The sequence below is a fragment of the Paenibacillus baimaensis genome (genome assembly GCF_025567575.1).
The window spans coordinates 81,967-97,536 of record NZ_JAOQIO010000055.1; the positions used below are offsets into that span (position 1 = coordinate 81,967).

13 protein-coding genes are annotated in these 15,570 nt (G+C 43.7%); 1 reads left to right on the forward strand and 12 read right to left on the reverse strand.

Going from position 1 to position 15,570, the window contains the following annotated elements:
• Window positions 1–7 precede the first annotated feature (7 nt).
• The 12 genes from OB236_RS15780 to OB236_RS15835 form a co-directional block, all read right to left on the reverse strand.
• Window positions 8–1,615 carry a response regulator transcription factor gene (locus tag OB236_RS15780; RefSeq protein ID WP_262684854.1) on the reverse strand — a complete coding sequence of 536 codons (1,608 nt, stop codon included), beginning with the start codon at window positions 1,613–1,615 and terminating at the stop codon, window positions 8–10.
• A 182-nt stretch (window positions 1,616–1,797) separates the two neighbouring features.
• Complete coding sequence (locus tag OB236_RS15785) at window positions 1,798–2,772, reverse strand: S-layer homology domain-containing protein (RefSeq protein WP_262684855.1); 975 nt, start codon at window positions 2,770–2,772, stop codon at window positions 1,798–1,800.
• Window positions 2,773–3,000: 228 nt separating this feature from the next.
• The gene (locus OB236_RS15790) at window positions 3,001–3,720 is read right to left on the reverse strand and encodes a ThuA domain-containing protein (RefSeq protein WP_262684856.1); all 720 of its coding nucleotides are present in this window, start codon (window positions 3,718–3,720) and stop codon (window positions 3,001–3,003) included.
• Window positions 3,721–3,743: 23 nt separating this feature from the next.
• Entirely contained in the window at window positions 3,744–4,811 is a 1,068-nt protein-coding gene (locus tag OB236_RS15795; protein ID WP_262684857.1) for a Gfo/Idh/MocA family protein, read from the reverse strand.
• Between the two features lie 47 nt (window positions 4,812–4,858).
• Window positions 4,859–5,884, reverse strand: a complete 1,026-nt coding sequence (locus OB236_RS15800; RefSeq protein WP_076233355.1) for a LacI family DNA-binding transcriptional regulator — start codon at window positions 5,882–5,884, stop codon at window positions 4,859–4,861.
• A gap of 29 nt (window positions 5,885–5,913) precedes the next feature.
• The gene (locus tag OB236_RS15805; protein ID WP_076233354.1) at window positions 5,914–6,468 is read right to left on the reverse strand and encodes an HAD family hydrolase; all 555 of its coding nucleotides are present in this window, start codon (window positions 6,466–6,468) and stop codon (window positions 5,914–5,916) included.
• Complete coding sequence (locus OB236_RS15810) at window positions 6,449–7,477, reverse strand: ABC transporter ATP-binding protein (protein WP_076233353.1); 1,029 nt, start codon at window positions 7,475–7,477, stop codon at window positions 6,449–6,451. Before OB236_RS15810 ends, OB236_RS15805 begins: the two co-directional genes overlap by 20 nt.
• A gap of 2 nt (window positions 7,478–7,479) precedes the next feature.
• Entirely contained in the window at window positions 7,480–8,541 is a 1,062-nt protein-coding gene (locus OB236_RS15815) for an ABC transporter ATP-binding protein (protein WP_262684858.1), read from the reverse strand.
• A 50-nt stretch (window positions 8,542–8,591) separates the two neighbouring features.
• Window positions 8,592–9,737 carry an ABC transporter permease gene (locus OB236_RS15820; protein WP_262684859.1) on the reverse strand — a complete coding sequence of 382 codons (1,146 nt, stop codon included), beginning with the start codon at window positions 9,735–9,737 and terminating at the stop codon, window positions 8,592–8,594.
• A 1-nt stretch (window position 9,738) separates the two neighbouring features.
• Entirely contained in the window at window positions 9,739–10,737 is a 999-nt protein-coding gene (locus tag OB236_RS15825; protein WP_076233351.1) for an ABC transporter permease, read from the reverse strand.
• Between the two features lie 92 nt (window positions 10,738–10,829).
• Window positions 10,830–12,797 carry an ABC transporter substrate-binding protein gene (locus OB236_RS15830; RefSeq protein WP_262684860.1) on the reverse strand — a complete coding sequence of 656 codons (1,968 nt, stop codon included), beginning with the start codon at window positions 12,795–12,797 and terminating at the stop codon, window positions 10,830–10,832.
• 759 nt (window positions 12,798–13,556) lie between these two features.
• Window positions 13,557–14,444, reverse strand: coding sequence for an AraC family transcriptional regulator (locus OB236_RS15835; protein WP_262684861.1), 888 nt, complete (start codon window positions 14,442–14,444; stop codon window positions 13,557–13,559).
• A gap of 216 nt (window positions 14,445–14,660) precedes the next feature.
• Here OB236_RS15835 and OB236_RS15840 point away from each other — a divergent pair, with 216 nt between their 5' ends.
• Window positions 14,661–15,416 carry an SDR family NAD(P)-dependent oxidoreductase gene (locus tag OB236_RS15840; protein ID WP_262684862.1) on the forward strand — a complete coding sequence of 252 codons (756 nt, stop codon included), beginning with the start codon at window positions 14,661–14,663 and terminating at the stop codon, window positions 15,414–15,416.
• The last annotated feature ends 154 nt before the right edge of the window (window positions 15,417–15,570 follow it).

Consider the following 15,570-nt stretch of genomic DNA (forward strand, 5'->3'; position numbering starts at 1 on the left):
CTTCTCTTCAAATTTTGTTACGGTATTCCGTCGTGGTCATCCCTGTCGTTTTTTTGAATATCAAGCTAAAATATTGCGGGTCCGCATACCCGACACGATCAGCAATTTCATAAGTCTTCAGATCGGAATGCTTCAGCATTTCTTTGGCTTTTTCGACTCTGAGCTTGGTTAAATAACCGATGAAGGTTTCACTTTGGTAGCTTTTGAACAGAAGACTGAAATAGCTTTTGCTCATCGATACATGCTTACATACAGCGTCGAGCGATATGAGTTCATCCGCATAATGGGCATGGATATAAGCCTCCGCCTTCATCATCTGGACCCGGACAAAATGATCGCGTTTCTCGGAAATAATCAGGGATACCCTCTGGCAATACGCAGTTAACCATACCTCTACCTCATCCAAGGTTTTCAAATGATAAATATCGGTCAGCGGATTGCTGTCGGTCCTGTATAGGGAATCGTCATGAATACCCAACTCATCCAAGGTATCCATAATCGATATCATGACCTGCTGTATATGGATATAACAGCGATCCAGCGGCAGATAGGATTTCTTGAAATTGTGCATGAGTTGACTAATAATCGGCTCCATTTCCTCCAGTGTGCCCGATTTGATTCCCGATACAAGCTTCCGCTCCCACACCTTGTTATAAGGTACACGTGTGTTCGCACGTCCCTCAATATCATTAATGCTGATCACACGATTTTTGCCTAACAAAAACCGGTAGTCGAGTGCTGAGGCCGCTCTTTTGTGCGAAAGATGAAGTTGATTCAAGCCTGTACATACATCGCCTACACCAACTGAAATTGTAAATTTCAAAAAGCTTTGAACAGCTGCATTTATTTCCTCAAGCACATGTAAAGCGCTATCATAAAGCAGCTCAGCATCATCACCTGATAAGATCGCGATGGTTTTTTCGTTGTTATTCTGAAATACAATTCCTGCGTTATGCTTCGCCATGATTTCTTCACTAATATTGAATACGGCAAAATAAAGCAATTCGCTCTCCGTCTCTGGATAAAATCTCTCAAGCTCGCCATGATCATCTACATCAATAACCGCAACCAGATGATGCATGCCCTCTATAGAAAGCTCCAGATAAGCAAGCTTATCCTTAAGCTCACCCTCCCGCACGATCCCAGAAATCAGCTGATTCAGAAAGCGTTCACGCGCAAGTGGCAGACTTTCTCGCAGTCTCTCCTTCAGTTTGGTCAAATCGTCCGTCTTGCGTCCCTCTTCATCCATTTCCGCTTTGAGCCGAATCAGAATTTGACGAATTTCCGCTGCTGTGTTCGGCTTTAAAATATAATCATGCACCTTCAGCTTTAACGCTTGCTGGGCGTATTCAAATTCGTCGTACCCGGTAAGAATGATAACTTTGGTGCGGGGATAATGGTCAAACAAAAAGCGCGACAATTCCAATCCATCTACAAATGGCATATTGATATCGGTTAAAACCACATCCGGTTGAAGCAGCTCCATCGCTTGAATGACCTCACGGCCATTTTCAAAATCGCCCACCACTTCAAAACCAAGCTCATGCCAGTTTAAATGATCTCGGATGCCTTCCCGAACCGTTGCTTCATCATCCGCTACGATAATCTTATACATATCTGCCTCCCATACACATGATCATGAATGTCGCTTCAATTCGGGTAGCCTGCTTGTCGTAAAGATAATACCATATATAGGCTGCAATCGAATACTACCATATTTTGTAATACCCTGCTAACTCAAAAAAACTCCAAGCTCACTATAATAGTGAAGCTGGAGTTTTAAGGATATCCTTATTATTAACTTGGGTTCGGATTCACGGCTGCAGGTGCAGGAGGATCTATTGCGATTGTTGGTGCTGCTTCCCGCTCCGTGACCGGTTTATATTTGGACGAAATATACGTTTCGGCTTTTCCCTCAGTAATGACCTGTGGATACATCATACCCGGCTTCGGGTCGCTCACCTGATATTGGATGACTGCCGTACCATCAGGCTGGAAACGAATACCGCTGATTGTGAAGCCATACCCTGGACTCGGCAAACTGCGGGTTAATGTGACTTTATTGACATCCGCATTGACTTGCTCTACCGTCATTTTGACATCGTCCTGTTGGTCGGGAGCCGGCTTAACAGGCTGCATAAAGTCAGGTTGGCTCTCCAAAAATTTCACCGTGTTGCCCACCCATACCGCCGCTTCACCACGCGTCATTTCGCGTTTCGGATAAGCCATCCGGCTTTCGTCCGCCTTGGCGATACGATACAAGTACAGGCGCTGCAATGTCCCTTGGTACATAGGATCGATTTGATCATTATCATCAAACAGAACCATCATCTTGACCATCGGGAAGGTACCCTTTAATTCCAGTGCGGTAACGAGCAGATTTGCATATTTTTCACGGGTAATGGCTGCGTTGGGATCAACATCCTTAGCGATATCCAAACCATTGACCTTGGCATTAATAAAAGCTTCTGCATACCAGGCGTCGTTCGGAATGGTCGTAAAGAAGTCGCTGGCCTGCGGCTGCTTCACAAAAGAAACTGCGTTCAAATTGATATCGAGTGCCTTAACGATCAGGCTGATACTCTGTGCATAGCTCATCGTGTTCCGCGGTGCAAAATGCTCACTGTCCACACCCGTAACGATTCCTTTATCCTTAAGCATCATAATCGGCTCCTTCTCTGCTGCATTCAAATCCGAGAAAGCAAACACCGAGCCTGCCGATACCGTACACAACAATGCGGCTGTGGAAACCAAAGTTACGATCTTTTTCATTATATTCATCCTTCCTTGATGTAAGAGTATAAGTTCAACTTCGAAGTTATACCTACAGACGGGACTCTTGTTCAAAAGGTTGCAGCCGGAGTTAAAAAGATATACTTAGCCTGCCCATTCATAGCGGTGACATTCAGACCTGCATAGAAAAAAGCTTCCCTCACCCATAAATGGTGATAGAAGCTCGCTTTTTGTCTCATCTCAGCTATGAACATAATAAGATTGCAATTATTTCTTAATTTCCTCAAGCGGCTCATGATGTCCATAGAACGTCTGCTCTCTTTGAATGGGCGCCGTCCATTTTACAGCATTAGCGATTACACGATGAACGTCCTTGTTGTGATAGGTCGGATAGGTTTCGTGTCCAGGTCGAAAATAAAAGATTCTGCCTTGACCACGTCGGTAGGTGCAGCCGCTGCGGAACACTTCTCCTCCTGCAAACCAACTTACAAAAATGAGTTCATCAGGTACAGGGATGTCAAAATGTTCTCCGTACATTTCCTCCTCGTCCAAATCGATATAAGGGCCAATGCCTTCTACAATAGGGTGAGACGGATCAACGACCCACAGCCGCTCCTTCTCATCTGCTTCTCTCCATAAGAGGTCGCAGGATGTGCCCATTAGCTTGCGGAATAGCTTGGAATGATGCCCTGAATGCAGGACGATCAGCCCCATACCCTTATGAACACGAGCGCAAATACGATCAACAACTTGATCCTGAAAGCCTTTATGATCCACATGACCCCAATAGATCAGTACATCCGTATTGTCGAGCTTATCCTGGGTAAGTCCATGCTCAGGCTCATCAAAGGTTGCATAGGAAAGTTCAAATCCATCCTGCTTGATCCCATCGGCAATAGCTCCATGCATACCTTTGGGATAGATGTGAGCCACCTCCGGCTTACGCTGCTCTTGGAGAAATTCATTCCATATCGTTACATTAATCATCGAATTGACTCCTTTTCATTCGGTTATGATCGATTTAGGCTTCTGGTTACTCCATCTTTAGCTGAATCTATGATCGCTTGCAGCACCTGCTGATTACGGTATCCATCCATGAATGTCGGGAATAAAGGAGAATTCGCCTGATCCAGATAATCCACAAAATCCTGAAGCATCGGTTTCATTGATTTCTCGTTTAAGTAAATCTTTTTTTCTATCAGCTCCAGGCTTTCGCCTTCTCTAACCGTCAAATGAACCTCGTTAGGCTGTTCGACTGAGATTCTGACCGTGCCCAGATCGCCAAACAAGGTCACATTAAATTGGTTACCGGTTCCAAGCGCATTCTTATGTGTATAAAATGTGCCCATGACTCCGCCTTCAAGCACACCCTGGAAGCCTGTAAAATCATCCACGTCGACTGCAGTTGGCTGCCCTGTACGCATATCTATCCGTTGGTCAATAAATGTGCTCATCAGTCCGGACACCTGTGTAAATTCCCCTACAAAAAAACGCGCTGCATCCACCATATGAGAGCCAATATCCGCCAATATACCCGACCCGGCCATCGCTTGATTAAACCGCCATGTATATTCCTTGTTAAACATAGGTGCATTTTCCTCTTGCAGGTAGTGGGCGGCAATATGCCGAATCCGACCTAATGCACCTTGCTCGACCAGTTGCTTAACGTATTGGAAGCAGGGTCTGTATCGGTACGAAAACCCAACCATGCAAGGAATCGGATTGTGCTCATACAATTCCAATAGCTCATCTGCTTCTTCCATCGTTCGTGTGAAGGGCTTTTCTGAAAATATTGGTTTGTTATAGGCAATCGCACATTTTAGAATATCATAATGAAATTTATTGGATACCCCAGATATAACAAAATCAATTTCCGGATCCGCAATGATATCCTCGTACTGAATGTATCTTTTGCCTGCAGACAGTCCCAATCGGCTGCCGACTTGTTCTACAGCCTGCACATTCACATCACAAATAGCTGCAACTCTGGTATCAGGGATTTTGGAGAGATTGTTCATATGATAATCACCAATGCTTCCAAGCCCAATAATACCGACATTCCACATTTTATCGTTCATGGTATCCTCCTAAGAGTTTGCTTAAGTAAACTTTTAAATAGTAAGCGTTAAATCGTTGAACAAGAGTCTCTTTCTATAATTTTGCTGTCGATAATTTTATTTTCCGGAAAATCGCCTTTTAACACGTCCAATTTGTGCATTAACAGTCGGACCGATTGAATCCCAAGCTCTGAGGGCTGCAAATCCATACTCGACAAGGAAGGGTTGGATTGCACCATCATCGAAAGATCTCCGCATATGACGAATAGTGAAATATCCTCAGGTACCCTTAAACCCAGATCTTTGATAGCATTCAACACGCTAAACGCCGTTCGGTCATCATCGGCAATAATGGCCGTTACTTGTTTCTTGAGCTTTCCCAATACACGAATCGTCTCGGCGTATCCATAATCCATGTATTCATTGGACAATATCGCTGGCTTATGGTGAATCATGTGCGGTTCCACTTCGATCTGGTGATCATGCATGGCCTGGATAAATCCCGCTGTTCTTACAATCGATACGGTCATCAGCTCATTTGCATTCAAAAACATCAGATTGCGATGACCCTTGTCTATTAAATAGTTGCATATGCTAGTAATAATTTTCATATTATCGTTATCTACACTTGCAGCATGATCAATATTGGCATTCATCACTTTCCCGACAGTAACAAAGGGAATTTGACCGAGATGCATCAGATCAATCCGCTCATCATCTGTTGTAGGACTCATAACCACAGCGCCATCAATCGGATAGCTCGACAAAAAGGGTGTCTTCACCTTCTGCAAAGGGATCATATCCAGCAGCACTCTATATCCATAATAGGAAGCTTCCAATATTACTGCGTTGATGAACTGCGTATGAAAGGCGTTGAAAAAGAAGCTGCCATGCGGTATCGTCAATCCGATAGCCATTGTTTTTTTGGTAACCAAGCTGCGCGCAATATGATTAGGCACGTAATTTAATTTCCTGGAAACACTCATGACCCGCTCTGTGACTTCCTTGCTTGTAGGTCTTTTTTGGCTAAAAACATTCGATACCGTCCCCTTGGACACCTTCGCTAATCTTGCAACATCATCAATTTTGGCCATATCTGATCAACATCTCCTCAGAAATCAATTCAGCCTAATTGTTGATTAAGCTTCTCCACTAGATCAATCAATTCCAGCGGATCACTGATCGTATAATCGGGTATCTCGCTCTCATCTGTATGTAATTTGGGGTATCTCGGTGTCCAGCTCAGAAAGATGCTCGTAATACCCATTTCATTGGCACCCTTAATATCGCGGCTCAGATTGTTACCTACCATGACAATGCGTGAGCAATCCTGCTCAGTAAGATCCAGGGCCCCGATCGCGGCTTTAAACATCCGAGAGCTTGGTTTGTACGCTTTAACCGTTTCCGAATATACCATTGTGGCAAAATAGTCGTATAATCCATTGTCCGTCAATATATTTTTGAAGGATTGTGCGTAACCGTCAGCTACGATAGCAAGTGTATAGCCACGTTCGGCCAACGTCTTGACCATCACATCCGCTCCGGGAATGACATTGGCCTGGATGACGATATCGTGATCGTCCCGAATTTCGGTGCCTTCATCAATGATGGTATCTCCGCAATCCAGAAATACAATTAATTTCTTGTGCTCAGAAATATTACTTGTCTTGTGACTCATGGTTTACGCCCCTTAATGTAAATTCGTTAGCATAGTGACATGCAGCATAATGATGGTCACCGACTAGCTGCAGCTCCGGCTCTTGCTGCATACACTTGTCGGTCTTATAAGCACACCTTGGATGAAAATGACATCCGCTTGGAGGATTGGCTGGATTCGGAACTTCGCCTTCGAGAATAATGCGATCTTTTTTCAGATGTGGATCTGGCTCGGGCACTGCCGATAGAAGCGCCTCGGTATAAGGATGCTTGGGATGGTCAAATAATGAATCCACTGGCGCTAATTCCACGATTTTACCCAAATGCATCACAGCTACCCTGTCGGAAATGTTTTGAACGATAGACAAATCGTGTGAAATAAAAATATACGTGATCTGCAGCTGTTGCTGAAGGTCCTTCAATAGATTAATAATTTGCGCTTTAATCGAAACGTCCAAAGCCGACACCGCCTCATCGCAAACAATGAGTCTGGGCTTGGAAACAAGTGCCCTGGCAATCGCGATACGCTGTCTTTGCCCACCGGAAAACGCATGAGGATAACGCTTGAGGTAGCTGACATTTAACCCGGTCTTTTGTGCGATTTCCGTGACTTTCTCATCAACCTCGGCTTTGCTCAGCTTGAAATTGGCAATCAACGGCTCGGAAATAATATCATACACACTCATTCTTGGACTGAGCGAGGAGTACGGGTCTTGAAAAATCATTTGAATATCTTTTCGGTACTTCTTGAACTCCTTACCCTGCAGCCCTAAAAAATTAACCTGCTCTCCGCCCTCAGTATGATAAAGCACCTCGCCTGAGCTTGCATTCATTCCTCTTACGATGCATCGGCCCAAGGTCGTTTTACCACAGCCGGATTCACCCACAATACTTAAGGTTTCTCCCTCCATCAGCTCAAAAGAAACATTGTTTAACACACGAATGTAAGAAGGTTTACTAAATAACTTGGTTTTGGATTTCACTTGAAAATCCTTATTTAGATTATTTACATCCAAGATACGTTTAGACATATTTATTCTCCTTCATTCTTGTCCTTGTACAGAAAGCATCTAACCATATGATTGTCGGATAGCTGGGTTTTGGGTACCGCCTGCACATTGCATACGCCTTCAATCCGGTCCGTGCAGCGATCGTAAAAACCGCACATAGGGGGCAAATTAATAGCCATCGGAACCGTGCCTTCGATTGAATCTAGCCGTTTATTGCGGTCTGTGCCTAATTTGGGCATCGATTTGAGCAGGCCCTTCGTATAAGGGTGCTTCGGATTGTAAAATATTTCATCGACCGTCGATTGCTCCACGATTTTCCCCAAATACATGACCGCTACCTCGTCGCACATTTCTGCAATGATGCCCAGATCATGGGTCACCAGCAAAATCGCCATCCCAAACTCCTTCTGTAGTCCTTTCATAAGCTCCAGCACCTGCGCTTGAATCGTAACATCCAATGCGGTTGTCGGTTCATCCGCGATAAGTAGTTCCGGATTACAGGACAAGGCCATCGAAATCATCGCCCGCTGGCGCATGCCGCCGGAAAATTCATGCGGATATTGATCGAATCGCTTTTCCTGATCTGAAATTCCAACTTTACTTAACATTTCGAGCGCTATTTTCTTGGCTTCTTTTTTATTCTTTGTGCGGTGGATCAATATCGATTCCATGATCTGATTGCCAATCGTGTACATTGGCGAGAATGCTGTCATCGGCTCTTGGAAAATCATTGCAATTTTTCTGCCGCGAATGGAACGGATCTGTTTGCCACGCGGGTCTAAGGATAACAGATTCAAATTGTTTAACGTCTTCTCGGAAGTAGAGTGATACACAATCTGGCCTGTGGTTTCACACTCTTTCGGATTGATGCTGATGATGGCTCTACTGGTCAAGCTTTTGCCACAGCCGGATTCCCCTACAAGACCGAGCGTTTTTCCTTTTTTTATTTCGAAGTCGACTCCATCTACGGCTTTCATTTCCCCGTTATCCATTTGAATGCAAATTTTGAGGTCTTGAACGGAGAGAAGGGGTTGTTCAGATTCAGCCTGTGGAGCTATTGAAGCCTGAGAAGCTTGTGATGCCATAATATCCCCTCACTATACTGAAATAGGTAACTGGTTCGAGCTCTTCACACTTATCTCTTATAAGGGTCCGCCGCATCACGTAATCCGTCACCCAAAAAATTAAAGGTTAATACGGTGATAATAACAAAGCCCAAAGGTATTAATTTCCACGGATATAAAGCGATATTTTCAATCTGCTGCGCTTCCTGAAGCAGTACTCCCCAGCTCGTTGCGGGTGACCGGATACCAAGTCCAAGAAAGCTCATCGCTGTCTCACCCAGGATCATGCTCGGTATGGCCAAAGTCGTTGCGACAACCAAATAACTGATAAAACCGGGCAACAGATGCTTAAGAATGATTTTGGCATCACTGACGCCAGCTATTTTGGCTGCTAATACATACTCTTCATTTTTCAAGGAGATGAACTTGCCTCTGGCAACCCTCGCCAGCTCCGTCCATCCGATAAAGGCGAAGATGATGACGATATAGATATACATCGTGACGACCGGTATGCGTGGCGGAATTGCCGCCGATAGGGCCATCCATAGTGGTAAGGTTGGAAAGGAGCGAATAATTTCGATAACCCGTTGAATGACTGAATCAATCCAGCCACCGAAATATCCCGACACTCCACCAATTAGCAATCCGAGCACAAAACTAATCGCTACTCCAATAAGAGGAATGCTTAATGAAATTTGACTCCCCAGAACGATACGCGACAACAGATCGCGCCCCATCCCGTCTGTACCAAATAGAAATAAGCGGCCCGGCTCATCTACACCAAACAAGTGAATATTCGTTGAGAACAGACCTAGAAATTGATAAGTTTCACCCTGTACAAAAAACCGGACTGCGTGTCGCACCTTGTCATCCTGCACAAACATTTTGCGTAGTGTAACCGGGTCCCTCGCTGACTTCAACTCGCTGACAAAGGGTCGAAATTGAAATTTGCCATCTGCATCTAAGAAGCTCACTTTAACAGGAGGCGCGTTCACATATTTGCTGTCATAGCTCTGCAAGCCGTACGGCGCTATGAACTGGGCGAAGATGGCGGCCAAATAAAATAACGATAAAATAAACAAACTGATTCTCGCGAGCTTATGCTTCTTGAGCCTTAGATACATAAGTCGCCATTGTGAGCTGTAGTAGACGTCGTTAGTGATCGCGGGTTTGATCGGCGCTATTTTCTGTCTTCCAAATATCGGGATTGTTTTCATATTACATACCTCTGAACTCTGTGCGAATTTTTGGATCCAGCCAAGCCAATAAAATATCGGAAATCAAGGTCCCAATGACCGTCAGTACGGCCATAAACAATAGCCAGGTTCCCGCCAAATACATATCCTGACCTAATAAAGCGTTATACATTACAGGGCCCTGAATGGGTAAATTCAGTACAATAGCCGTTATGGTGGAGCCTGTGAAAATCGAAGTGAGTGACCAACCAATCGTACTGACGATAGGATTCATCGCGGCACGCGTCGGGTATTTAAGCAGGATTTTGGTTTCCGATAAGCCTTTGGATCTGGCAGTCACTACATTCGGCTTATTCAGCTCATCCAGCATTTGACCTCTCATGACACGAATCAGCTCGGCGGTATTAGCCAAACCAATAACAATAACAGGAATAATCATATGCTTCAGTAAATCAAGAACCTTGCCCATGGACCACCCGGCATTAACATAATCGCTTGAAAAAAGTCCCAGCAGCGGATCTCCAAAATACACGTAAGACAGATACATAAGGATAATTGCTAACAGGAAATGGGGAGTTGCCATACCGAGAAAGCCAATGGCTGAATATAAATAATCGCCTATCGAATATTGCCTTACTGCACAATAAATGCCGATTGGAATCGCTACTGCGTACGTGAACGCCATGGTCACCAGAGAAACGATGATCGTGAGCGCCATGTATTGCTGGATAACCGCCATAACCGGTTTGTTATAGCTAAAGGAATAACCAAAGTCGAAATGCAGGATAATGTTTTTCATCCAGACAAGATACTGTATATACCAGGGCTGATCCAACTTCAGACTTACTCTCATTTCATCCATATCTTGCTGTGTCATTACATCGCCGGCTACAGCCATTTTGGCGGCATAATTAGATACATAATCACCGGCAGGAAGCTGAATGATGTAGAACACGATAATGGAAATGAAAATCACTACGGGTATGACTAAGATAATTCTTCTTAAAATATATTGGAGCATCTCTGATCCTATCCTCTCCGCTTAATTCGAAGATGCCATTGAAACCAACAAGGGGGAAGATCACTTCCCCGCCGGTTGATTAACCATTCGACTTATTGTTTGATAAAGAACTGTGAGGGGTGTCCATGGCCGATGCTGCGGAATTCATCCGAGTACACCAAATCCTTAGGCACATTTCCCACTTTATTGGAAGCGACGATCAGACGAGGTGTCGGACCTGCGTAACCAATAACCCACTGATTCTTTTGATGAAGCTTGATGATCTCATTACTCCATTTATTGATTTCCTCTTTGGTTGCCGATGCTTTCACTTTATTCCAGTAGTCAAGAATCAAGGCAACATCGCCCTCAGGCTTAACTCCTTCTTTGCCATTCGAGGAGCTGTACAATCCATATTGACCGTACCATGGAGTGATGACTCTTAGAGGTACAAGCGTATCAGGCCGGAAGGATACATTAACCAAGGAAATGTTTTCAGTCGTGGCGGGGATTTTATTCGAGTATTTGAGCTCTTGATGGGTTCCTGTATCCACAACCTTAAGGTCTACCTTGATGCCTACAGCTTCATAATATTTTTTGACCAATTCCAGAAAACCTGCGGTGCTCGTACTGCCTTCAATAACGGTGATGGTTAAATCCGATCCATCCTCATTGAGACGGAAATTGTTTTTATCACGTTTTGTCAATCCAAGCCCATCCAATAGTTCATTCGCGCGCTTCGGATCGAATTTGCTCCATTGATCTGCCCAGCCTTTTTGATAGCCAACCAAGCCTTCGGGAACCGACGCCTGGATAGGAGCGCCTAACCCATTCGTAACGATCTCAGAGATTTCTTTACGGTCTACCGCAACCGATAACGCTTCTCTAAATTTGATATCCTGGAACAGCTTGCGCAGATTCGGATCTGCAATCGTCTGATTGAGCTGAATGCCCGCACTTGACCAGGTTGGCGTTGACCAATTCATAACTCTGAAGCCAGCTTTTTTCTCATTTTCTTTTAGTACCGTGAAATCCTTAAAGTCAAAATCGATAATATTATAATCGCCTGCCAAGGTGCCGAGAATTCTTTGTGCCGGGTCCTGAACCTTGGTAGCTACGATACGGTCCATATAAGGAAGCTGGTTGCCTTCGCCGTCGACCTTCCAGAAATACGGATTGCGTTCCATAATAAATTGATCACTATTGGGATCATTTTTCGCTACCCATGCTCTTAAGGTTGGAATTTGCGGGTAAACCCAGTAATAATAACCGGTTGCCACCAGGAAAGATTTGACGTCCTCGAAACCCCATTTTTTGGCGATCTCAAGCGCCTTCTCCTGACCTATGAATTCAGGTAAAATAGTCTTCTGAAAATGTGCGGGAGCCTGAAACCATTTGTTGTCAATCGCCACACGCTCCAGGAACTGCACGCTTGGATATTTATGAACGACCTTGAAGCTATAATCATCAATTTTGGTCACTGTCGCTAAAGCCTTATCACCCGTCACAGGATCAACCGAGTAATAAGCATCATAGATTTTTTTACCGAAGGTCTCTTTGGTGAGCATATGCTCCCAATAGAACAGGACATCATCGGCTGTAAAAGGCATCCCGTCCGACCACTTCATACCTTTTCTTAAGTAAATGGTGAACTCCGTTGAATCTTTATTGACGTCGTAGCCTTTGGCAATGTTAGGTTCGACTGCGCTGCCATCCTTGTTAAAGCGGAAAAGCGCTTCCTCTGTAGGTTGACCCACCGTCCAGCGATCATTGACTCCTGTCCAAGGCAGCTTCCAATCGCCGCCGTACTTACCTGTTTCCTCCAAAACCTTTTCTACCATGATATCTTCCTTGGCCGGTAATCGTTCAGTAACCGCTTTCAAAGTTGAGGCAGCAGTAAGCTTGGCGAGCATAGGTGCCTCTCTGTAACCCTCTATCTTCGCAGGAACAACGGGAGTCGTTTTATCAGGAGTAACAGGTGTCACAACGACTGATGTCTTGGCATTGGGATCACTTTCACATGCAGCCAGAGCAACCGCAAGCATTAATATCATAACCATTAGCAACCCGATTTTTTTCAAAAATATCCCCTCCATATTGAGCTCATAATTCAACCTTTGTTTTGAAAATGCGGTGAAACGGGTTAACTCCTGTTCTTCACCTCCCTGATAACTTAAACCGGTTTAATAAAAGCGGCTATGATTGCAAACAGATTCAGGTATGCTCTATATGTATGTGATTAAACCGGTTTAATAAGATTGATTAAGAACCTTTTAGTTTATCTTATGTTGACCCATATGTGATTATCACCACCTTGATTAAACCGGTTTAATCTAACTGTATTGGTAATGAAAGCGTTTTATTAATGTTTGTATAATACATCGAAATAAGGCATATTGCAATAGTTTTATTTTTTAACTTATTTTTCATATTCAGTTAAACAAGTTTATATTAATGGATTTATTATCCATATACAAGAGAAATAAATGAAAATATTTAGGATCAACCCCAAAATGAGTGCTTGACTATTTAAGATGTGATGCTGTTTGCCACCATATAACATTATATTGCATTGGAAGCCTATCGTAAGTAACAATCAAGAAAATGCGCTCCCATCTTTAAAAAATCTAATGTTTTACTACTATAATCATACCAATATTCGCCAATTAGTATATGAACGAGTCAAAAAATGCTAAAAAGAACCTCCTTTAGGAAGTTCTCAGCCTTAAATTCTGATCGATAGACTCAGCTCAATAAAGAAACTATTAAATTCTGTCCTCCCGATATATCCTTACCACGCACTCCACATACCTTGAGCGTACCAAAAAGATGCCAGCTATCTAATCCCTCGCGCTTTCGATTCGTCTTAGATTCTCAGTATCCCGAGCTGGAGATGAACCAAAGAAGCGGGAGTACTCTCGATTAAACTGTGAGGGGCTCTGATAGCCAACTTGATATGCGGCACTGGCTACTGCATAGCCCTCAAATGCAATGAGGTTTCTAGCCTCCAAAAGCCTTAATTGCTTTTGAAATTGAATAGGACTTAAACCCGTTGCACGTTTAAACTGACGGTGAAAGGTGTTTATAGCCATACCAGATTTTGATGCCATCTCACCGATGTCTATTGGCCCCATAAAATTTTCGCGAAACCATTTTACAATTTGAGAAATCTTAGAGAAATTACTTTCCCGCAGACCAAGTTGCCTCAGATACCATCCTTGTGGTCCCATCAGAACGCGATAAAGGATTTCACGTTCATAAGCTGGTGCAAGAGCTGGAATATCTCTTGATGTATTCATTAATCGCAATAAGCGCAGCCATGCCTCCATAAATTCGATGTCTATTTCACAAGCTGCGAAATGCTCAGAAGCAGTTGGTATTAGATTTTCAGGAAGATCTCTTAATAAACTCTGAAGAACATTCTGATTCAACTCTAGACCAAGGGACATGTAAGGACGGCCATCACGGTATGGATGTACACTCGCCGTTGCGGGAACATGGACCGGTACCACGTAATACGAGGGTCCTTCCAAGGTAGTGCTACGCTCCCCGATTGAAAGTATCTTTGTTCCTTGAACCGTAAAACCAATCATCGGCTCGTAGAGCGCTGCGAGCTGATGTGCGGGAATGTCTCCCTTAATCATGCTTAGCCCCGGTACTCCGGTTTCAATTGGTCGAGTGCCTGCACCTTTCATTAGATCAATAATTTCATCTAAAACTTTATCCATACGTTTATTTTATCACATGACTTCTTACTCCTCAACACAACTCTGAGATGCATCGGCATTTTTAGGCTCTTCTTATAATAAAAAAGGGGATAATCCAGGTTTATCGAAACCATACATGGTGGTTTTAGGCAATTAAAAGGCATTATTAAATCTATATTATTTCAGCAGAAACGACTAAAATAAAATCCAGATCGAACACAAGAAAGGGAGGATCTTATGAAAATTGCAATCGTAACAGGTGGAAGTAATGGCATTGGAAAAGCGACGGCTCTTGAGTTTGGCAAGCGCGGAATTAGCGTCATTCTCACATACAATACCTATAAGGACCGGGCAGAAGCTGTCGTTAAGGAAATTGAGAAGAATAAAGGAGTTCGGGCTGTAGCACTGAAGTTGGATCTAACTCAAATATCAACATTCGAAGGTTTCGTTCTAGAAGTGAAAAAGAGCCTCAAAGAAATTTGGAACAGAACGACTTTTGATTACTTAGTTAATAATGGCGGTGTTGGTGGGCCAATGATGTTAACTGAGATGAGCGAAGAGTACTTCGACAAAATTCTTAATACGAACTTTAAAGGACCGGTTTTTTTAACACAACACCTCGTCCAATTCATGAATGATGCTGGAGCGATCGTAAATACCACAAGTTCATCCAAGAACCAATCATTTCCAGGATACTCCGCCTACGGCTCGTTAAAAGCAGCATTCTCAACTTGGACTCGCTATATCGCCAAAGAACTTGCACCTCGCAAAATTCGGGTCAACGCAGTTTCTCCCGGTCCTACGCACAGCAATTTTGGCGATGGAGCATTCGATAAACATCCTGAATTCATCAAGCCGCTGGCTGAGCAATCTGTATTTGGCAGAATCGGCCAACCTGAAGATCTTGCGAAGGTCATTGTGAACTTATTGTCCGATGATTTCGGCTGGGTTACAGCCCAGGACATTGAAGTGTCTGGCGGACATTTGCTTTAAGAATGTGAGGACGACATGAGAGTCGAATCTTGAAGAAACGACAGATACTAAACATTGATAGACACCTAACCAGCTCTCACACATTTTTAAAAATCGGGAAGAAAGAAGAATTATATTTCAATCATATTCACTATTACCGAACTGGAATTAACAA